Consider the following 20,058-nt stretch of genomic DNA (forward strand, 5'->3'; position numbering starts at 1 on the left):
AATTTATCCGCTCAAGGAGATTTCGTATGGCACGCCTGTCTCGTGGCGCAAACCGACGGTCGCAGATTGCCCGTTTCGCTTCAGCGACCCTACTGCTGGCGGCATTGGCCGGCGGGTTCCTGGTCGTGAACAACGACATCTCCCAGCGTGCCGCGGTGTTCAACCCCACCGTGGCGCTGGTCAACGAGGATCTCGCCTCCGAGTTCAACGCGAAGGCGTACGCGTTCGGCGCGAACTTCGTCGACCGGGTCTCGAAGGACTCGGAGTACAACTGGACGGTGCTCTCGCGGCCGATCGCCGAGAAGGCCTACAAGGACGGGTCCGTCGACGCGGTCATCTACCTTCCTCAGTCGTTCTCGCACGACATCCTGACCCTCCAAGACCTCGATCCGACGAAGGCGACCGTCGAGTACAAGCTGAGGCCCCAGCTGGACGAGCAGTCGGATCGCGTCCTGAAGAGCAAGGTCGTCGACATCGTGCACGGATTCAATCAGAGCGTCGTCACGATGTACTACGCCTCTGTCGCCGACAACATCGCGGAAGCCGACAGCTACATGCACGCCGCCCTGGGCAACCAGGAGGCGCTCATCGCAGCCCTGACGTCGGACGTGGAGCAACCTTTCTCGGTGACGAAGCCGAGTTTCGAGAACTTCGTCTCGAACGCCACCGGCCTCAAAGACGTCAACGCCGCAACGATCGACGCCCAGAACTCCTTCACAGAGTCGGTCACCGACACGCTCGCCCGGACCAGCGAGACCTTCTGGGCGAAGCTGCCCGAGATCGACGAGTACGCCAGCCGGCAGCAGGAGATCGCCCACATCAACGCGACCAACAGCAACACCCGGATCACCGATCAGGCTGCCTCCGATCGGGACTTCTACAGCAGCCAGTTCGACGCGTTGAGAACGAGCACGTTGTGCACGCTGAGCGGGGTGGATGCCGCCGAGGACGCGGAGCCCTGCACGAATCCGGAGGGCACGGTTCCGCCGCACCTCGCCGGACAGCTCCTGTCGTTGCGGCAGGCGATCGCCGACTACTCCACGGCATACACCGGACCCGTCAACGAGCTCCAGTCCACTGTCCTCATCATTCGAACCTCCCTCACTGCCAGCATCGCGAACCTTGAGACCCTCGTCGCGATCCTGGAGCCCCTGGCCGAGCCGACTGAGCCAGGCGAGCCGACCGATCCGACCGAGCCGACCGATCCCGGCGACCCTGCTGTCCCGACCATCGATCCGGCGGTACTGCAGACCTTGAAGGCGGACATCGGAGCCCTGAAGAACGCGAGGGACTCCCTGCGTGCGGACAATCTGCCCGCCCCGAACTTCGACTCGAATCTGAAGGACCTCGACGCGTGGTACGCCGACATGCTCGCGACCATCAAGGGCTCCGCGCTCACGGCGAGCGCGGTCGGCGGTCTCGACGTCACAGACTGGGCCGACTACGACCCTGACGCCCTCGGGCTGTACATCGACAACAGCGACGGCCTGCACAGGAGCATCGCCGACCTGGTGAACCAGACGGCAGAGACCGACAGCAGGATCGCCAGCGGCAAGCTGGCCGTCCCCGACAACCGTTCCCAGTTCGACTCGCTCCTGAGCAGCGCCCTCACCACGTTCACCCGCTCCGAGACCGTGCGCAACGGGGTCAACGGCCTGCTGTCCACGGGAAGCACCGGCCTGGGCAAGAACCAGCAGTACTACCAGAACTTCTCAACTGTGCTGGCCAACACGAGAACGCAGGGTGTCGACACCGGCAAGCTCCACGACTTCTTCTCCGCCCCGATCGCCGCCAAGGATATCTCTGCGCAACGGACCGTCGTCCCGACCGCCTTCGACCCGAAATGGCTCATCGTCTTCGCCTGCGGCTTGCTCGCGGGCGTGCTGGTCGCCGTGCTCAGCCGCGGGTTCCGCGTGAAGAAGAACGGCTGAGGTCAATCGGCGCTACCTGCGGCACGATCGAGAATCCGTCGGTGGTGCTGGGAGCGTGAGTATCTATGGGGCGACCGCGCGGGCGCGGTGGTGCCTTGAAAGTGTGGCGCCCGTCAAGTAGCGCGTCACCCCACTCTCGCGGATCGCGTCGTGCTGCACCTCAAGCTGCGGGGCGAGTGTCTTCATACGTAAATGCGTCGTACAGAACAAACGTCATGCGTCCGGCAGTTGGGCTGACGGTCAGTACGCGCGTCTTGTGGCCAAAAACCCGTTCCAACAAAACTGGCCACGTCTTCGGTATCTGTGAATATAGCCGCTGGAGATGACGAGATCGCGGAGCCCATCAACCGTCGCGTCGACATCTGCGCTTGCGATACTCATTTGGCAGCCCTCTTGGCGCCGTCGACAAACTCCTGTTTGCAACTATTCGACGTTTCCGAAATAGCGTCGACGAGTCTGTAAACGATTCTGGTATACGTATTCGTATGCTTCGTCGAGCGTTCCCTCCAGCGGTAGCCTGTCATCGCCGAGGGCAGTGAAATACCCGTCGAGGCCATCAGGTTGAAGAATTCGATAAGCGTCTTTGTCCGCAGGCACGAAGTTGAATGGCGCCTGAGTTAGACCCTTCGTCGATGAGGCTATCCAGATCAGATCTTCAGCCGCTGCCTCGGAATAGCCAAGTTCGCGCATTCTGGCCACGTAATCGCTGGAAGTCACTTCACAACTCCTAAATATCCGTCCGCAACGAGCCCATCGATTCCATACGGAAAGTAGAACTGGATTCCATTACCAGGCTGCCCAAACCCAGGCGCGACCCTCCCCATTCGGCATGACTCCTCAACGCCGTCTTGCCGATGTAAAGCGACCCCGCAGATGTAAGAAGCGTTTCTGTGTGTCATGAGCGTCGATCACCACGAGTTCTTCGCCAGCCACTGCATCCAGGATGTTGTCGATCAAGAATCGCTGCAGCCTGCTTGCTCGCAACAGGGAAGGTGGCAGAGGTTTCACCCAGAAATACCTCAAAGCTCTCGGGTGTCGCGGTACCACTGGGCTTCTGCGTCGCGCGGGTCAGGTGTCTTGCCACACCATGAAGTGAGGTTTGTCTTCGGGGTCGAGTCCTGATTCACGGAGCTCGTCCGGGGTCAGGGCGACGTAGTGCGAGAACTCAACAAGGTCAATTACGCTCCCGCGGCGGATGATGCTTTCGTCGCGGTGGTGAAGTTCGTATCTGGGTCCGTCGGCTTTTGTGATGGTGTACCCCGGTGCGACCTTGTCGATGGTGACCGGGATCGGCACGATCAGCAGCATCGGAAGCAGTTTGTCCTCGCGCAGACTGCCGCAGAAGTAATAGGTGAGGAATTTCTCCATATCTGCCAGCAGCGGGGTGGCGAAGACGAGATCTTGTTCGGTCTCTGCGCGTCGAACTTGGGTGAGCAGGAGACCGTTGTCGTCGATGGTCAGCGTGTTGCGGATCTCTCCACCAGGAATGCTGTCGAGGAACCACGACATCCCATCTGCCGCGCGGCCCAGCGCGTAGCCGCTGGAGATGACGAGATCGCGGATCCGATCAATCATCGCGTCGACATCAGCACTCGCGATACTCATTTGGCCACACCATTCAGGACGAGTACACCCTTTCTAAGAAGCGTTTCTATTTTCACGACCTTGCCTTTCTGGTCATGGATGAGGAGTTGGTGTCCGCCGCCCGGCCTGCCGAAGGCGGCCGCGATTTCCGCGTGTTCGATGGTCCAGTCTTTCGTGCCGGGTGGCCATTCGTCGGCCAGCCGGTAAGCGATGTACGGCAGTTCGAGTGAGTTCACCGGGAGGCTTCGTTGTTCGAAGGCGGCCGGTTTCCCGTCAACCCTCACACCAAGATAGGTTCCGTACTCGTCGCCGCTGCGGTCGACGGTGTTAGCGTGCTCGCGGACGAAATCACCGAGGTTGTGGTGGTCGCGCCGAGTGCCGGGCACAGCCCGTCGGTGATGGGCAGCCCGAAGTCGGACCTCCGCTGATATGTGAGCCCACCTGTCTAAACGGGAGTGCCTCGGTTCCAGCCTGGCTGCTGCATAAGAAGGTCGTCATGCTGGCGCAGTCTGCATTGGTCAATGAACTCGACGGCCTCCGTCGGATCGGCCAGAAATCGGGCATACTGAGCGTCGCTTAGTCTGTAATATTCTTCGTAATCAGCTACGCCGTTGCTAACGGGCAGGGATGCGAAATGCCTTCCCGATACCTCATCGACACCAAGCGAGTAACGATGTTCACGGGAAAAATATTCATCGCGAGGCTTCATTGCGCGCCCTCCAGTTGACTCATACTTGATAGAGAATATCTGCCGGAGTTTAGTTCGCCCACCTCGATGACGCCCTCAGAAAAGCCACCGGGCAGTTTTCCGCCCGGAATCCATTGATCATTCGCGCCGGCCTCGTTTCCGGAAGGTATTCTCAACCGCTCCGAGTCGGAGATATGGATGTCGACCCGGACCGCATCGGCTTCGAAGAAACCATCGGGGAGACCGAGCGCGCGCTCTATCGCCCGCGGATCTCCGCCGGTCTTTTGAACAAGCGCGTCGACTTGACTCTTCGGCATCACAAACGCTGTTCCGTCGCGTTGACCGAGACCATATTTGTCGAGATTTGTCGGAGTCATGAATCTCGTGGCTCCCTCATCAAATACCGAAAGATGCTGTTGGATGTATTCGCTGGAAAGGTAAGTCGTGGGATCGGGTCGACTGCCTTTTTCCGTGGCTATGATCTGCTTGCTCATCGCCATGCTGAGGTCGTCGACGGTGCCGAGACTTTCCGGGATGATCTTGTCTTTGAATGGCTGAGCCGTGGGGGTTAACGCTCGCCTGACTATCGTCACGCCCGCGCCAACCATGTCTTTGCCCAAGTTGAGCGCGCTGGTGGCGTGGTTCGGGGTAGTGATCTTGACTGCGGTATTGGGGAGTTTGCTCGCCCGACTCAGGGGGTTGCCCGGTCGGGTGAACTTGGCCGCTGCGGCACCGGGGACCAGCAGGCTGACGATGGTGGTGGTGGCGTACCCGGTGGTGTAGGCGTCGCCGTTGACGATCTTGGCGACGGTGGTGGTGAGCTGGTTCCAGAGTTCGGAGCGTGCCCCCTGGTCGGTGGCGAGGGTGTAGATGCCGTCGCCGATTTCTTTCACGTTCACTTGCAGACCACCGGCGACGAGGTCGCCCACCGCAGCACCGGCACCGGCGAGGAACTGGAAGCCCGCGACCCCGGAGTCGGCGGCGGGTGTGGCGATGGTCGCGTAGTACCAGTGGCTGACGTTCTCGGCGGCCATCCCGATCAGGTTCAGTTCGTTGCCGGTGGTGGCGATGGTGGCGTGGTTGATGGCGCTGTTGACCCCGCCGACCAAGAGCGACCCGCCCAGGACGGTGAGCCCGAGGGAGAACCCGCCGGTGAACGGGGTCAGCCCGACACCGATGACGGTGATCACCGCGCCGGCGAGGATCTGCAGGCCGTCCCAGAGCAGGTCCCAGCCGGCCTGCTCCCGCTTGGCGGCCTCCGCGTCCTGCGCGTATTGGGTGAACAGGGTTTCCCACCCGGAGGCGGCGACCTTCTGGTTCTCCTGGCAGTACTCCATCATCCCGGTGGTGAGTTCACCGAGCTGTTGCAGGGTGAGGGTGAAACTTCCCGCCTGGTAGCTGCGCCCGCGCCCGATCGTGAGCGCGCCGACGTTGCCGATGATGCTGCGGAGCTGGGCGATCAGCTCCTGCACCTGCCCGAACCCGGGATCGGATGCCTCGTAGGCTTCCCAGGTCTCCTTCTGACCCTTCGCGATCGAATGCATCCCCTCCAGATCGTTCGCGGTCTGCTCGGCGGCTTTCGCTGCGGCACCATCCAGGGAGACCAGGTGGGAGGCGTCGGCGCTGATCTGCCGCAACCGGGTACCGAACCCACGCAGGGTCTCCATGCCGCTTTCGAGCTGGGCCAGGTGGGTGTCGTACTCGTCTTTCACGAGCAGGAAGTTCCCGCCCGCGTCCACTTGGGCGTAGCCGTCCCAATACACACCAACCGCAGTCTGGAACGTGCTCAGACCGATCAGCAGGGATTGCAGGATCGGGACATGCACCTCACGGATATACGCCCGCATCGCATCAGCACCCCGACCGGTGATGTTCCCCGACGCCGCAAGGCTCTCCAGCCCCTCCGCAAGCTGCCCCACCGCCTCCATACGACCGGCGAGCCCCGCCTGCAACCCCGGCGCTGACGCCTGCCACGCATCAGCCGAAAACTCCACCACCCTCACCGGGCCGCATCCTCACGATCCTGCACCTCGATGTTCACACCGAACCGCTCGAACTCCTTCGTGTCCTTCTGCGCCAGGCCGCCGAAGGTTGCGATCAGGGAAGAGAGTTCCGCGTAGATCTCCGACACCGTCGTGGCTCCGGGAACCTTCACCGGTTCCCCTCTCGTCCACCCGTCCTTCGTGCCGGCAACGGGCGAAGTGAGCGAGGAGACCTTCCGGGACTCCTCATGAAAGCCTTCGCTAATGCTTCGTGTGGGCATTGATACCTCCGCTGTCTACCGCTCGTTCAGTTCAGGGCGATCGTGATGGCCTGAGCCGAAAGGCTCGGATGCTCCAGCGGGTTGATGGAGAACGCCAGGCTGCGTTGTCTGCTCTTGCAGTCGCTGATCGCCTGACCGATCTGCTCGCTGATCCGGGCGTGGCTGGATTTCGCCGTGTCGAAACGCTCCGTGAAGCGGTCGCGCTTCTGCCCTGCCCACAGCGCACTGCCGGCGTCCTTGTACGCGTTGATGCTGACGTCGCGAACAGAGTCGCGCACGCTCGCGAGCTGGGCGATGACGTTCTCCAGCTCGCGTACCTTCGCCAAGGCTTGTTCGTCACTCATCGTCGCCCACCAGGTCGCGGACGCTCGCGAACGGATCATCCTCCTGCGCAGACGGCGACACCGGCGCCGCGGCGGTGGAAGCGAGAGCGGGGGCGTCGTGCTGGAATTGGGCGTATGCGTCGTCCAGGATCTCGAGCACGAGGTCGTTGTCGTCGTCGGTGTACCCCTCGTGCACGATTTTGAGAATGTCGTCGTGGTTGAAGTAGGCGATGTTCGTGTCGATCATGCCTTCCGGATACATGAAAGCGCCGTAGTCGAAGAAGTCGCCCTCGACGATCGAGCCGCGGGAGACGACCAAGAGCTTCTTCACCGAGCCCTTCAGAATGACGACGCTCCCCAGCGGTAAGAACACTCGCTTCCGGCCCTGCTCCTGCTGTTCCTCAGTCATCTCCGTTTTCCTTTACTCCGTAGCTCACTGAACGGGTCCTTCGGGTTCCTGACCGCGCTGGGGGCAGCCGGTGGAAGCGACGTGGGCCGTGAAAGATCGACCGTCAGGTCCGGTTCCGCCACGGCAGGTTGCTGGACAGGCGGGGCTTTCGCGTTCTCGAGCTGCTTCTTCGCGAACGCCGCGTCGTCCGCAGTCTCGTGACCTCGATGCACCACCGCCGTGATCTGCGTCTGCTTGATCACGATCTCCTTCACGCCAGCCGCCGCCCCGTCCGGGTGTGGCAGCGCCTTGTAACCGGCCAGGAATCCCGCGCTCGACTTCTGGAAACCTCGCGCGATGATGATGTACGGGATGTCGCTGTCCGCAATCGTGACGGCGCTCCCCAATGGGAGCAGCTTCGGAGTCCCGCTCACGCCGCGACTCCTCTCGCCTGGGGAAGCCTGATCATCTCGAACACGCCGCCGCCTCGCAGCACGAAGAACGGCTCGTCGTTCCTCGGTTCGGCCTCGTTGGAGGCCCCCACGCTCTTCACGAGTGCGCTGTCGTACGCTCTCGCCCCGACCAGTCCGGTGAATTTCATGTCCCTGACGAGCTTCGGTACGGCGTCGAACGACTTGGCGATGTATTCGTGGTGGCTGAAGATCATGAAGTCGAGCCCTGCTTTGGAGGTGTTCTTCAAGGCGAGCGCGAAATCTTCCGGCTTGATCCCCGTCTTGGCGATGAAGTCAGCGAGGTTCGCGATCACGAGCACCATCGGGGAGCCGTGAGCCTTCTGCTTGTTCAGCTCCAGATAGGCGACGATGCCGGTGACGATCTGGCTCGCGTCGCTCTTGCTCGTGATGCAGCTGAAGTTCGAGGGGAGCGGGTTCCTGTCGAGGGCCTCTGCGAACGATTCGCCGAAGTCGACGATCATGAACTCCGTCTTCACCCGGCTGCCCTGCGCAAGGAGGACCTCCTGGAAGAGGAGTTCTTGCTCATCGTCCCGTGCCGCGAGCAAGAAGAAGGGCTGCGCGCCAGGAAGGAACCCGACTGCCCCGGTGGTTGCCTTGGAGAGCCCGAACGCGACACCGCCGACCTCGTCGAGGCTGCGCACCGTCGCGAGATCACGGAACGCCTCCGGCGTGAGTTCCCGCGGGACCATGGGGATCTTCTCCGGCCGCGCGCCCGTCCAGTTCTCGTTCAGAGTGGCGATCTGCTGTTCGAGCGCTGCGAGCGTCTCCGAGCTGTCCTCGCCGGGTGCGGGGAGGTAGAACTGGATCGCGGTGGGGGCGTCGAGGAGCACTTGGCCGCGGCCGGGGAGGTCGGCTTGCAGGAGCCGTTCGCGTCCCATGAGCTGCGCGAGCTCGCTCTCGTCGTTGAGGTAGAGGCACAGCTTCGTCGAGATGTTGCTCAGCATGTTCACGCGGACGCCGCCCACGCGACTCGCGGTCATCACGAGGGTGACACCGAGCGCAGCGCCTTCGCGCAGCACCTGGAGCAGCAGGGAATCGATCGTCTCCTTGCGCCGGTCGTTCGTGGTGAGGTTGTCGTACCCGTCGAGCACGTTCACCACCATCGGCAATTCGTGCCCTGTCTTCGCCAGGTACTGCTCCAGGTTCGAGACGCCGGCCTCTTTGAACATGCTCTTGCGGGTGGCCAGGAGGTCGGCGATCGCCTCCAGCATCTTGCCGAGCTTCTCGGCTTCCTCGAGCGTGACGCTGTCCGCGACGTGCGGCAGGTCCGTGAGCGGCAGCAGGCCGTTGTTCCCGAAGTCGATGAGCCGCACGTGCACCTGCTCGGGAGTGCTGGTCTTCGCAAGGTTCAGCACGAGGGTCTGCAGCACGGTCGATTTGCCGTAGCCGGGGCTGCCGAACAGGGCCGTGTGCCCGGCCCGGGCGAGATCGAACTCGTAGTTCTCCTGCGCCTGCCGGGCCGGGATGTCGAGCACGCCCACTGGAACTCTCACGCCGCCGTCATCGCGAGGCTCGGGTGTTGCGATGCTCGCCGGCAGATTCGGAAGCCACGGCCGATCCGGGGCGGACAGCGCATGGTCGCCGTCGAAGATGTTCGCGATGGTGTCGATGATCGCTTCGAGCTGCGAGGGAAGATCGCTGGTGTCCTTCCCCTGCTCGACCTCTTCGTCGGGATCGTAGAACAGCTCGTACTGGCCGACCTCGTTGATCGTGTAGATGCGCTCATCGACCCGCTCGGACACCACCGCGTCGGGGTCGTAGGGCACGCCGGCGTAGCCGCTCTGGAAGAGTTCGTAGACCTTGTTCTGCCCCACCTTCAGGTAGCCGCGACCCGGGTTGGTGATGTGAGCGGCGTCGGTGGTCTTCAGCAGCTCGTTCGAGTCCTGCTCGCCGGCCATCTTCAACGCGATCTTCGACGTCGAGTTCGCCTCGATCTGGTCGTTGACCACGCCGCTGGGCTTCTGCGTCGCGAGGATCAGGTGCACGCCGAGGCTTCGGCCGATCCGCGCCACCGAGGTGAGCTCGTCGAGGAACTCCGGCACGTTCGCCTTGAGCTCGGCGAACTCGTCGGAGACGAGAACCAGGTGGGGCAACGGTTTCGTCGGGTAGGTGACCTCGGGCTTCGGGTCATGGCGCTGTTTGTACAGGCTCATGTAGGCGTTGATGCTGTTCACGCCGTAGACGGCGAACTCGCGCTGCCGCTTCGTGAGCTCCGCCTTGATGCTTGCGAGCGCGCGCTCCGTGCCGGCGCCGTCGAGGTTCGTGATCGCGCCCATGAAGTGCGGCAGCCGGTCGAGCGTGTTGGCGATCCCGCCGCCCTTCCAGTCGATGATGAGCATGCCGACGTCTTCGGGGGAGAAGTTGATCGCGAGACCGATCAGGTAGGTGGTCAGGAACTCCGACTTCCCCGATCCCGTCGTGCCGCCGACCAGGGCGTGCGGGCCGTGCGCGCGCTCGTGCAGATCCCAGTACACGTGGTCGGCTTTGCCGCGCCAGCCGATCAGCGAGGCGATGGACTTGTTCGGCTCGGCCCGGCTCCACCGATCCGCGATCCGCAGGTCGTCGACGGTCGTCACCTCGTATTGCTCGAGCAGGCTCAGCGCCTCCGGCACCGCGTTCTTCTCGACCTCGAGATGGTTCAGGTTCGACAGTCTCCGCAGCGAATGCTCCAGATCGTCCGGCACAGGATGCGGCGCGAATGGCGTCGCGACGAAGACGTCGTTGTTCGTGACCAGTTCGCCCCGCACCAGGTGCGGCGCTTGGATGAGCGCTGTGACGGTCTCCGGCAGGAGTTTCGCGTCTTCGGTGCACCAGATCACGGTCACCCCGAGCTCGCTCATGTCTTCGGCGAGGAGTTCGTTGATCCCGTGGCCGGCCAGGAAGCGATCATCGGAGATCGTGAACACGTAGTGCGGCGCGAACTGCGGCTTCTGCGTCCCCGCGTCCTTCAGAAGTTGGCGACGCTTCTGGAGGAGTTGATAGAAGCTGTTCAGCACCACGTCACGCAGCTTCTCGGTATGGATCAGGCCGCGCATGTTGAGCTCGTGCAGCGTGAAGTGGGGCAGCAGCCTCCACGCATTCCACGTCGTCGCGTACGCTTCGCGGGAGAGCAGGCTCACGAAATTCACATCGCGATACGAGTGGAAGAACGCGGTCTGAAAGAGCAGGGACTGCACGTAGTCGGTGACGATCTCGGGCGGCCCTACCAGCCCGATCGTCTGCCCCGAGACGCTGATCGGGGTCGGTACAGCGCGCTGCGTCTGGAACCCGGTCGCGAGGTCTGTCACATGCCGCCCGTGCGCGGTGGAGTCCTTCTCGCTCACATCCGAGGACACCTTCAGGGCGGAAGGACGATCGGACAGCCCCAGCGAGACACTCAGGAAGTCTCGGTTGAAACGCTGGCGCTCGTAGATCCTGGGGTCGTAGCGCTCGACCATCTCGGCGAGCTGCTGGGGGTTCGGCTGCTGATACAACAGCACCCCGCGTTCGTCGTCATGCGCGCGGGAGACCTCAGCCACTGTTCTCACCAGATACCGGGCGTAGTCCTCCTCGGCCTGCGACGCCGTGGCCCTGGACTCCCTCTTCTCCGCGATGTACTGCGACACCGTGAACGACGCCGTCAGCACGCTCGCGAGCCCCATCCCGATCAGCATCAGCGGGTTGTTGCCCGTGATCATCGTGGTCGCGCCCATCGCCCCGACCATCGCAAGCGGCGGCACCAGCATCCGTACGATGCGGTTCTTCGGCGTGGCGCCCGGTTTGTCGGGGCCGCGCAGCGTGAACTCCGCTGGGTCGACGTCGAGATTCATCTTCGGGGAACGCCGATAGTCAGGGAAATCCGGTGGGAACTCGCTCACCGGGTGCTGGGTCAGCAGTTTCGAGTGATCGAACTCGAGGCGCGAACGAAGCGGCGTGATCTTGAACTGCGTCGGGCGTTTCTCGAGCAGGAATCCTTCGGTGAGCACCACCGTGCCGTCGGTGAGGTCGAAGATCTGCCTGCCCACGACCGCTGCGTCGTTCACGTACACGAGCCGGTCCTGCGCGTCGACGATCAACGTGCCCTCGTGCACGAGCAGGAACGGTGAGCCCTCCACCCTGATCCCGGCGTAGGGGACATCGCCGATGACGAACTCCGCACCCTCGTCGATGGTGAAGAACTCGGTGCGGGCCTGTGAAGCGGAGATCACCAGGCACGTGAGCCCGCCGACAGTGTGCAGCCCGTCGCCGAGCCGGTCGCCGTCCGCGTACAGCGCGTCGTTGATCACGCTGAGCTTGTGACCGCCATGATCGACGAACGGATGCGCGTCGGTGAGGGAGAGCCTGGTAGCTCGATTGCCGTCGAGCGCATAGACGAGAAAGCGCAGCCGGCTCGCGTCGAGCCGGGAATCGAGGGCGACCTGCCGAGCTGCTCCAGGCTGCTCCGTCTCGAACACGCTCATCCCTGCGCGACCTCGCTCTTCGTACCCGCGAGCTTCGCCGTCAACTCGTCGATCGCCTTCGCGTAGGTGTCGAGGAGACCCTGCTTCTTATCGCCGGCCATCTGGGTGTTGAGCCTGGTCGCCTGGTACAGGTCGGTGTAGGCCAGCAGCGTGAGCTGATCGTCGCCGAGGTTCTGAGCGAAATCGAGCGCCTGCTCGAACTCCCCGCGGCCGATCGCGATCCAGTAGTTCAGAGTGACGTCGTCGGACTTCTCGGAGATGTTGTTGAGGATCGCCTGCTTCTGCGTCGCCGTGAGGTCGTTCAGGTTGATGCTCGACACGGCCAGCACGTATTTTGCGGACGCCGGCAGCGAGGCCGCGCCGTAGTCCTCCAGCTCACCGAGCGTCCCGGCGTAGTCGGTCGCAAGGAACCGCGCCTGGGCCGCGACGACGGCCGTCTGCAGGCGATTCCGGCTCTCGGCCTGCCACGCGAACCCCCCGGCGACCAGACCGGCCGTGACGCCCGCGACTCCCGCGATGCGATACCAGGAATAGCGCCGTTTCGACACGCTCACTTTGGTTGCGGCGACCGCTGCCTTCTCGGCTGTGAGCTGCGCGTCGATGAACGCGAAGAGCTGGTCGGTCGTGGTCGTCTGCCACACGGAGGTCGAGAACTGATCCCGAAGAGCCTTCGCCCCGTCGAGGATCTGCTCGAAGGCCAGCTTCGGGCGGAAGACGTGCAGCACCATCGCCTGCAGCGACCGGAGGAAAAGGTCCTCATCGAAGGCCATCGGGACGAGCATGCCCTGGAGGCCGCAGTGCACCACCCGCAGCAGCTCGCCGTTGAGGTAGACGTTGTCCGGGTGGATCACCGGCACTCTGAAACCGCCGCGGTAGCTGACGCACGCGGCGAGCTTCTGCGCCAGGGCCAGCCGGTCGAGCCGGGTCGTCGCCCGGCTGACAGCCTCACTGAAGCTGGTCTCACCGTCGCCGAGCGCGTACTCGAACGTGAGTCCGGTCTCCGTCTCCTGTGCGTCGACGTACCGGCGGATCACGCCGAGGCACTCCCCGTCGTAGCCGTTCTTGGACACCTCGACACGGAGAACGCCACCACTGGCGTCCAGCTCGAGGACGGTGCCGTCTCTCTCAATGCGCATTGCTCAACTCTTCGTCGTAATCTGCAGGCGATCGCCGTTGCCGATGCCGAACGACCCGATGACGTCGTACCGGCTCACTGCGAGATCCTTACCCTCGAGTGCGAGGGAGAAACCCTCCGGCAACGCCAGGCCTCTCGCGGCGAACGCATCCCCGATCAATCGCTGCAGCCGGTCGAAGGTGACCTCGCCTGGCACGAGAAGATCGATCTGCTTGCCCAGGAAGACCAGGGTGATCTCGATCATGGAGAGGCTCTCTTTCTTCTCGCCCGGAGTCTCCCGAGTGACACACCGGCGATCACCACGATCGGCACGCCGGCGGTCAGCAGCAGGACCGCGAGAACCGGAGACTCTTCGCGGGCCTCGCGAGTCTGCGAGAGCACCTCGGAGGAGTAGCCATCGAACAGCGCGGCTCTCACCGGCTGATACTCATCAGCGACGACCGCGGGTGGCTCGAAGGTCAGGTCTCCGACGACATTCAGCCGTTCGGCACGAGCGTCGCTTCGCTCGTGAGCACGGGCGGAGAGCTCCTCGGAGAAGAGCCTGCCGCGAATGGCGAAGTCGCCAGAGGAACCAGCGCTGACCGACTCGTTGACCAGGACATCGGAATTCAGCTCCAACTGCCCGGAATCGTCGTCAGTCTTTCCGACGGCGTGCGAGGCCGCGGCGCCGCCGACTGTCAAAGCGACAGCAAGCGCGCACGCGATGCGCACGGGGAGACGCGACCGCGGCCGCACGTCGTCTGTTTCGCTGGGGAGGGGACTAGAAGCCGAAGCTCTGCGCATCCTGCGCGTCACGCTCGGCGATGGTGTCGGCGTACTTGTTGAGCTGCTCGTTGATGTTCACCAGCAGTTCCTCGAACTTCTTCACGCTCTCGTGCAACTGGTTGTACTGCTCGAGATACGCCTGGAACGCCTGGCCCTTCCACTGCTCGGCGATGGTCGAGTTCATCTGGTTCACCTTTTGGATCGCCTGATCGATCTCTTCCTTCGAGCGCGTGTAGACCTGAGCCTGCTGCTTCAGTTCCTCCGGTGTGACGCTGATCTGGCCCATACGAAGCCCCCTTGTGATGTGCGAATACTGTGGTTCAGGCGACAGATGCCATCTGGAGATATTGCAGATGCCGCGTGCGGTCCAAGATATCGGCGTCGTACGTCACAGGTCAAGTCGTGGAGGCCGGCCGGCCGTCCTCAGCTCCGCGGCGTCGCCCTCCCGAGCACCGCGAACCCGGCCAGCGCGAACAGCGCTGTCGGGAGGAGCAGCCACGCCGTGACCCCGACCGGCCCGTTGGCGACGAACCACGTCCCGACCGCGGCCCAGCTCCCGGTGAACGTGATCAGGGCGGCCCCGCCGACGAGCACCAGCACGAGGCCGGCGATCACGGCGAGCACCCCGTACAGCCGCCAGCGCATGAACAGCGCGGCCGAGAACGCCCCGATCGCGAAGAAGAAGAGCATCCCGCTGAACACGATGAACAGCCGGCCGGCGAAAGACTCGCCCGCGAAGTAGACGGACGTGAACAGGTGGCCGCCGAGGCCCCAGCCGTTCGTCCACTCCTCGACCATCGACAGCACCGCGAAGCCGACGGCGTAGCCGGCGGCGAGCAACAGGAACGTGAGCCCGGAGCCGAGGGAGAAGTCCCGCCGGGTGACGCTGTAGCCGAGCGCGAACGGGAAGGTCGCGGAGATGACCTGGATGCCCACGACCAGCATGTAGACGAAGATGTAGAACGCTCCGCCGCTCCACTGGGTGCCGTCCATCGCCGTGGCGCGGTCGGCCGGGGCGGTGGCGCCCCAGATGATCCACCAGATCAGCCAGTTGACCAGCCAGATGAAGAACATGATCATCACCGGCACGTAGATCGTCGTCCACTTGTTGACGAGGTTCAGGCGGACGACCCGCCAGATGCGCGCTCCGGCGCCGGGGGAGGTGCGCAGTGCCGGGGCGCCGGCGTTCAGGGTGGTCATGCGCTCTGCTCGAATTCTGTCTCACGGACGTTGGTCTTGCGGACGATGAGTTGCTGGAGGGACACCGGCGCGAGCTCGAGTCCCGCCGAGGCGGCCTCGGCGCGTTCGGCGGCGCCGAGCCCGGAGACGGTCACCGAGGCCAGGCCGCCGAGGCCGTCGCGGTGCAGCACCTCCCGGCCGCCGACGAACGCGTCGACCGCGGTGCGCGGGCCGACGACAGTGGTGGCCGACGTGCGCAGGGCCTCCGCGTCGTCGTCCATGAGGATGCGGCCCTGGTCGATGACGACGACGTGCTCGAGGAGGTTGGCCACCTCGTCGATCAGGTGCGTGGAGAGCACGACCGTCCGCGGGTGCTCGGCGAAGTCCTCCAGCAGCCGGTCGTAGAACAGCTGCCGGGCGACCGCGTCCAGGCCCAGGTACGGCTCGTCGAAGAAGGTCAGCGGGGCTCGGGAGGCGAGGCCGACGATGACGCCGACGGCCGAGAGCTGCCCGCGGGAGAGCTTCTTGATCCGCCGGTTCAGCGGGAGCCGGAACTCCTCCACGAGCCGGTCGGCGAAGTCCGCGTCCCAGTTCTCGAAGAACCAGGGCGCGCTGCGGAGCACGTGCTTGGGCTGGAAGTCCTCGGGATAGCGCTGGCTCTCCTTGATGAAGCAGATGTTCTGGAGGACGCGCGCGTTCTCGGTCGGCTTCTCGCCGAACACCCGGATGTCGCCGCTCGTGACGAAGTCCTGGCCGGTGATGAGCTGCATCAGCGTGGTCTTGCCTGCGCCGTTGCGCCCGAGGAGGCCGTGGATGCGGCCGGGCTTGATGGTGAGGGACACCTCGTCGATCGCGGTGAACGATCCGAACCGCTTGGTCACTCCCGACACCTGCACCGCCGGGGCGATGGAGGTCGGGGCGGGGGCCGTGCTCATGCGCTGACTCCTTCCTTCTGGATCATCTGGCTGAGCTGGTCGGGGCCGATCCCGAGCTTCGCCGCCTCGGCGAGCAGGGGGCGGAGGTATTCGTCGCGGAAGGCGTCGCGCCGTTTGGCGACGAGCCGTTCGCGCGCGCCGTCGGAGACGAACATGCCGATGCCTCGTTTCTTGTAGAGGACCCCCTCGTCGACGAGGAGGTTGACGCCCTTGCCGGCCGTGGCCGGGTTGATCCGGTAGAAGGCCGCGAACTCGTTCGTGGACGGCACCTGCGTCTCGGGCGGGTAGACGCCCTCGATGATGTCGTTCTCGATCTGCTCGGCGATCTGGACGAAGATCGGCTTGCCTTCTTCGATCATCCGAACCTCATGGGTTCATTAGTCATGTAACTAAGTAAGCAACAATGCACGCATTTTGTCAAGGGAATAGCGTGGTCCCCGTGGAACTCCATGAGATGACGGCGCTGGCGTTGTGGCAGGAACTGCAGGCGGGACGGGTGTCGCCACGGGAGCTGGCCTCCCACTACCTCGACCGCATCGAGCGACTGAACCCGCAGCTCGGCGCGTTCGTCACCGTCACCCGCGAGCGCGCGCTGGAGCGGGCCGACGAGGTCGCGGAGCGGGTGCCGACGACGGCGCCGCTCTGGGGCCTGCCCTCCGGGGACAAAGACCTCTGGATGCGCGCGGGCGTGCCGGCCGGCTTCGGATCGCGGGTGATGGCGGGCTTCGTCCCCGATCGCTCCGACGAGATCGTGGAGACCCTGGACGCCGCCGGCGCCGTGAGCCTGGGCAAGACCAACGCGCCCGAGTTCGGCCTCCCCGCCTACACCGAGTCGCTCGCGGCGCCGCCCGCCCGCAACCCGTGGGATCCCGGCCTCGGCGCCGGCGGGTCGAGCGGAGGGGCGGCCGTCGCGGTGGCGAGCGGGATGCTGCCGTTCGCGCCCGGCTCCGACGGCGGAGGGTCGGTGCGCATCCCGGCCGCCGCGTGCGGGCTGGTCGGGCTCAAGCCGTCGCGGGGGCTCGTCCCCGCGGGCAGCGGCATCGACTCGCTCGCCGGGCTCGTCGTGGACGGCCCGCTGGCGCGCACCACGGCGGACGCGGCGCTGCTGCTCGACGGGATGATCGCCAAGGTCGGCGGGCGCATCGACCACCATTACGCGCTGCGCGCGCCCTACGACGATGACGGACCCTTCCTCGGCACGGCGATCCGCGGGGAGGGACGGTTCCAGCTCGGCGTGATGACGACCTCCGCGTGGGACGACGCCTACGACATCGTGGTCTCGCCGGAGGCCAGGTCGGCGCTGGACGCGGCGGTCGAGGCGTTCGCGGCGATGGGTCACGGCGTCGAGGAGACCGCGCTGGAGCCCGACCCGACCTACGCCCCGGCGTTCCGGACGATCTGGCAGGCGGGCGCCTCGCGCATCCCCGCCGAGGGGGAGGCGCTCGCCTTGCTGGAGCCGCTGACGGCGTGGCTCGTGCAGCGTGGCCGGAGCATCCTCGCCCGCGAGCTGAGCGAGGCGCTGAGCGCGCTGACCGCGTACGAGCGCTCGTTCATCCGGCAGCTCGCCTCGTTCGACGCGGTGCTGACGCCGGCGCTGGCGCTGACGCCGCGACCGGTCGGCTGGTACGACCAGGAGGACGGCGAACGCAACTTCGAGCAGCAGGTGCTCTACACGCCGTTCACCTCGATGCTCAACGTCACGGGCCTCCCCGCGATCGTCCTGCCCGTCGCGCAGACGGAGGACGGCCTCCCGATGGGCGTGCAGCTCATCGGTCGCCCCGGCGGGGAGCGCACCCTCCTCTCGCTGGGCGCCCAGCTCGAACGCCGCCTGCACTGGGAGACCCGCCGCCCACCCGTGTGGTGACCGCACGTTGTCCACGCGGGCTCGGGAGGGCTACCCTGCCCGTGTGGACGATGCGTTCCGCCCGGTGCTCGGCGAAGCCGCCGTGCTCGCGGGGCGATGGCTGGACGGCGTGCGCGACGGGACCATCCCGCCGACCGCCGACGTGGAGGCGGTGAAGGATGCGCTGGGCCGGCGGCTGCCCGAGCGCGGCCCGGCGGCACCGGAGGTTTTGCGGCAGCTGGCGGCGGCCGTCGAGCCTGGGCTGATCCGGATGCACTCGCCGCGCTTCCACGGCTGGGTGATCGGCGGCGCGCAGCCCGTCGCCCTCGGCGCCGACTGGCTGGTCGCCGCCTGGGACCAGAACACCGCCCTGCGCGCCGTCACCCCCGGCGTGATCGCGGCGGAGGAGCTCGCCGCCGAGTGGATGCTCGACCTCCTCGGCCTGCCGTCCGCGGCGGAGGTCGGCTACGTCACGGGGGCGACCGTCGCGAACCTCGTCGGCCTGATCTGCGGTCGCGACGAGACGTTGCGGCGCGCCGGCTGGGACGCGCGCGCGGACGGCCTGGCCGGAGGCCCGCGGGTGCGCCTGCTGGTCGGCGCCGAGCGCCACGGCTCGATCGACAGCGCCGCGATGCTCGCCGGCCTCGGCGCCGGACGCCCCGTCGCCGCCGACGACCAGGGCCGGATCCGTGTCGACGCGCTGCGGGAGGCGCTCGCCGATGGTGACGGCCCGGCGGTCGTCTGCCTCCAGGCGGGCAACGTCCACTCCGGCGCGTTCGACCCGCTGGCCGACGCGATCGAGGTCGCGCACGAGGCTGGCGCGTGGGTGCATATCGACGGCGCGTTCGGGCTGTGGGCCGCCGCGGCGCCGGGCCTCCGCCACCTGACAGCGGGGATGGCGGCCGCAGACTCCTGGGCGACCGACGCGCACAAGACGCTCAACGTCCCGTACGACAGCGGCGTCGCGATCGTCGCGCACCCGGAGGCGCTGCACGCCTCGATGGCGCAGCACGCGGCCTACCTCGCGGCGATGTCCGGCGCGTCCGATCCCGAGGACCGGGTCCCGGAGCTCAGCCGCCGCGCGCGCGGAGTGCCGGTGTACGCGACGCTGGCCCAGCTCGGCCGGGAGGGCGTCGCCGACCTCGTCCAGGGCCTCGCCGACGAGGCGACGACGATCGCCGAGGGCCTCGCGACCATCCCGGGCGCGCGCGTGCTCAATGACGTGGTCTACACGCAGGTCTGCGCCACCTTCGGCGACGACGACCGGACCCGCCGGGTCGGGGAGGCGCTGCGGCAGGGCGGGGTCGCGCTGGCGTCGCCGTCCGAGTGGCACGGGAGGGCGGTGCTCCGGTTCTCGGTCAGCAACTGGCTCACCGACCGTATGGAGGCCGGACGCACGCTGGACGCGGTGCGGGAGGCTGCGGCAAGCGTCTAGAGCCTCCTACCGCCCCGCTGCGTACCCCTGCATCCCGCGCGGATTCGCCGCGGCGCTGAGCACGCCCGTCTCCGGGTCCCGTCCGACCGACGACAGCCGCCCGAGCGTCCACGCGCCGGCCCGCGTCACGACGTGCCCGCGCGCCTCCAGCCCGGCGATGACCTCCTCGCCGAGCCGCGACTCCACGACGGCGCCGGCCGGCACCCAGGTGCGCGGCCAGAACGACTCCGCCAGCGACGTGGTGTGCAGCGCGGGCGCGTCGATCGCCTGCTGGGGCGTGTAGCCGCCGACCAGCGTGCGCAGCAGGTAGAGCAGCTGCCACTGGTCCTGCTGGTCGCCGCCGGGCGACCCGAGCGCGGTCACTGGGACGCCGTCGCGCAGCACCAGGGTTGGCGTGAGCGTCGTGCGTGGGCGCTTTCCGGGCTGCAGGGTGGAGGCCGAACCCTCCTCCAGCCAGGTCATCTGCAGGCGGGTGCCGAGGCAGAAGCCGAGCGCCGGGATGGTCGGCGACGACTGCAGCCAGCCGCCGGACGGCGTCGCCGAGACGATGTTGCCCCAGCGGTCGACGACGTCGAGGTGGCAGGTGTCGCCACGGGTGGTCCCGTCGCGCGCGACGGTCGGCTCGCCGACGCCGGCGATGGCCTCCGCCAGCGGCGGCTCGTACGCAGTGCGCAGCG

Annotated in this window: 21 protein-coding genes; 3 read left to right on the plus strand and 18 right to left on the minus strand. The window is 65.8% G+C overall.

Features of this window, described 5'->3' with window-relative positions; translation table 11 throughout:
* Positions 1-125: 125 nt before the first annotated feature.
* Positions 126-1,931, plus strand: coding sequence for a type VII secretion protein EsaA (esaA, locus tag ACFQ9V_RS19085; RefSeq protein WP_382460694.1), 1,806 nt, complete (start codon positions 126-128; stop codon positions 1,929-1,931).
* Positions 1,932-2,354: 423 nt separating this feature from the next.
* Here esaA and ACFQ9V_RS19090 read toward each other — a convergent pair whose 3' ends face one another.
* The 17 genes from ACFQ9V_RS19090 to ACFQ9V_RS19170 all read right to left on the minus strand — a co-directional run bounded on the left by ACFQ9V_RS19090 (position 2,355) and on the right by ACFQ9V_RS19170 (position 16,462).
* Positions 2,355-2,648 carry a hypothetical protein gene (locus ACFQ9V_RS19090; protein WP_382460695.1) on the minus strand — a complete coding sequence of 98 codons (294 nt, stop codon included), beginning with the start codon at positions 2,646-2,648 and terminating at the stop codon, positions 2,355-2,357.
* On the minus strand, positions 2,645-2,830 hold the full coding sequence (locus ACFQ9V_RS19095; RefSeq protein ID WP_382460696.1) for a glycohydrolase toxin TNT-related protein: 186 nt from the start codon (positions 2,828-2,830) through the stop codon (positions 2,645-2,647). Before ACFQ9V_RS19095 ends, ACFQ9V_RS19090 begins: the two co-directional genes overlap by 4 nt.
* A 169-nt stretch (positions 2,831-2,999) precedes the next feature.
* Positions 3,000-3,536: an Imm61 family immunity protein gene (locus ACFQ9V_RS19100; RefSeq protein ID WP_382460697.1), complete on the minus strand. Its 537-nt coding sequence runs from the start codon at positions 3,534-3,536 to the stop codon at positions 3,000-3,002.
* A complete protein-coding gene (locus ACFQ9V_RS19105; protein WP_382460698.1) occupies positions 3,533-3,901 on the minus strand; it encodes a TNT domain-containing protein in 369 nt (122 codons plus the stop codon). The genes ACFQ9V_RS19100 and ACFQ9V_RS19105 overlap by 4 nt, the downstream gene beginning before the upstream one ends.
* 319 nt (positions 3,902-4,220) lie before the next feature.
* Positions 4,221-6,206 (minus strand): hypothetical protein, encoded by a 1,986-nt coding sequence (locus ACFQ9V_RS19110; protein WP_382460699.1) that lies wholly within the window; start codon positions 6,204-6,206, stop codon positions 4,221-4,223.
* A complete protein-coding gene (locus ACFQ9V_RS19115) occupies positions 6,203-6,466 on the minus strand; it encodes a hypothetical protein (RefSeq protein ID WP_382460700.1) in 264 nt (87 codons plus the stop codon). The genes ACFQ9V_RS19110 and ACFQ9V_RS19115 overlap by 4 nt, the downstream gene beginning before the upstream one ends.
* A gap of 26 nt (positions 6,467-6,492) precedes the next feature.
* Complete coding sequence (locus ACFQ9V_RS19120; RefSeq protein WP_382460701.1) at positions 6,493-6,792, minus strand: hypothetical protein; 300 nt, start codon at positions 6,790-6,792, stop codon at positions 6,493-6,495.
* A 10-nt stretch (positions 6,793-6,802) separates the two neighbouring features.
* Complete coding sequence (locus ACFQ9V_RS19125; protein ID WP_382460702.1) at positions 6,803-7,198, minus strand: DUF4176 domain-containing protein; 396 nt, start codon at positions 7,196-7,198, stop codon at positions 6,803-6,805.
* Positions 7,195-7,611 (minus strand): DUF4176 domain-containing protein, encoded by a 417-nt coding sequence (locus ACFQ9V_RS19130; RefSeq protein ID WP_382460703.1) that lies wholly within the window; start codon positions 7,609-7,611, stop codon positions 7,195-7,197. Before ACFQ9V_RS19130 ends, ACFQ9V_RS19125 begins: the two co-directional genes overlap by 4 nt.
* The gene (gene essC / locus ACFQ9V_RS19135; RefSeq protein ID WP_382460704.1) at positions 7,608-12,089 is read right to left on the minus strand and encodes a type VII secretion protein EssC; all 4,482 of its coding nucleotides are present in this window, start codon (positions 12,087-12,089) and stop codon (positions 7,608-7,610) included. Before essC ends, ACFQ9V_RS19130 begins: the two co-directional genes overlap by 4 nt.
* On the minus strand, positions 12,086-13,225 hold the full coding sequence (gene essB / locus ACFQ9V_RS19140; RefSeq protein ID WP_382460705.1) for a type VII secretion protein EssB: 1,140 nt from the start codon (positions 13,223-13,225) through the stop codon (positions 12,086-12,088). Before essB ends, essC begins: the two co-directional genes overlap by 4 nt.
* A gap of 3 nt (positions 13,226-13,228) precedes the next feature.
* Positions 13,229-13,468 (minus strand): EsaB/YukD family protein, encoded by a 240-nt coding sequence (locus ACFQ9V_RS19145; protein WP_382460706.1) that lies wholly within the window; start codon positions 13,466-13,468, stop codon positions 13,229-13,231.
* Entirely contained in the window at positions 13,465-13,935 is a 471-nt protein-coding gene (locus tag ACFQ9V_RS19150) for a hypothetical protein (protein ID WP_382460707.1), read from the minus strand. Before ACFQ9V_RS19150 ends, ACFQ9V_RS19145 begins: the two co-directional genes overlap by 4 nt.
* 49 nt (positions 13,936-13,984) lie before the next feature.
* Positions 13,985-14,275: a WXG100 family type VII secretion target gene (locus tag ACFQ9V_RS19155; RefSeq protein WP_382460708.1), complete on the minus strand. Its 291-nt coding sequence runs from the start codon at positions 14,273-14,275 to the stop codon at positions 13,985-13,987.
* A 137-nt stretch (positions 14,276-14,412) separates the two neighbouring features.
* Positions 14,413-15,189: a hypothetical protein gene (locus tag ACFQ9V_RS19160; RefSeq protein ID WP_382460709.1), complete on the minus strand. Its 777-nt coding sequence runs from the start codon at positions 15,187-15,189 to the stop codon at positions 14,413-14,415.
* Positions 15,186-16,103 (minus strand): ABC transporter ATP-binding protein, encoded by a 918-nt coding sequence (locus ACFQ9V_RS19165; RefSeq protein WP_382460710.1) that lies wholly within the window; start codon positions 16,101-16,103, stop codon positions 15,186-15,188. Before ACFQ9V_RS19165 ends, ACFQ9V_RS19160 begins: the two co-directional genes overlap by 4 nt.
* Positions 16,100-16,462 (minus strand): GntR family transcriptional regulator, encoded by a 363-nt coding sequence (locus ACFQ9V_RS19170; RefSeq protein WP_370056660.1) that lies wholly within the window; start codon positions 16,460-16,462, stop codon positions 16,100-16,102. Before ACFQ9V_RS19170 ends, ACFQ9V_RS19165 begins: the two co-directional genes overlap by 4 nt.
* A gap of 44 nt (positions 16,463-16,506) precedes the next feature.
* Here ACFQ9V_RS19170 and ACFQ9V_RS19175 point away from each other — a divergent pair, with 44 nt between their 5' ends.
* Together ACFQ9V_RS19175 and ACFQ9V_RS19180 are read left to right on the plus strand one after the other, a co-directional pair.
* Positions 16,507-17,967, plus strand: coding sequence for an amidase (locus tag ACFQ9V_RS19175; protein WP_382460711.1), 1,461 nt, complete (start codon positions 16,507-16,509; stop codon positions 17,965-17,967).
* Between the two features lie 43 nt (positions 17,968-18,010).
* A complete protein-coding gene (locus ACFQ9V_RS19180) occupies positions 18,011-19,381 on the plus strand; it encodes a pyridoxal phosphate-dependent decarboxylase family protein (RefSeq protein WP_382460712.1) in 1,371 nt (456 codons plus the stop codon).
* Between the two features lie 6 nt (positions 19,382-19,387).
* On the opposite strand, the gene ACFQ9V_RS19185 is transcribed toward ACFQ9V_RS19180, so the two are convergent.
* Positions 19,388-20,058, minus strand: a 671-nt coding sequence (locus ACFQ9V_RS19185; RefSeq protein ID WP_382460713.1) for a gamma-glutamyltransferase, incomplete at its 5' end; no start/stop codon positions are given.

The sequence above is a fragment of the Leifsonia sp. NPDC056665 genome (assembly GCF_042791795.1).
Classification (GTDB): Bacteria; Actinomycetota; Actinomycetes; order Actinomycetales; family Microbacteriaceae; genus Leifsonia.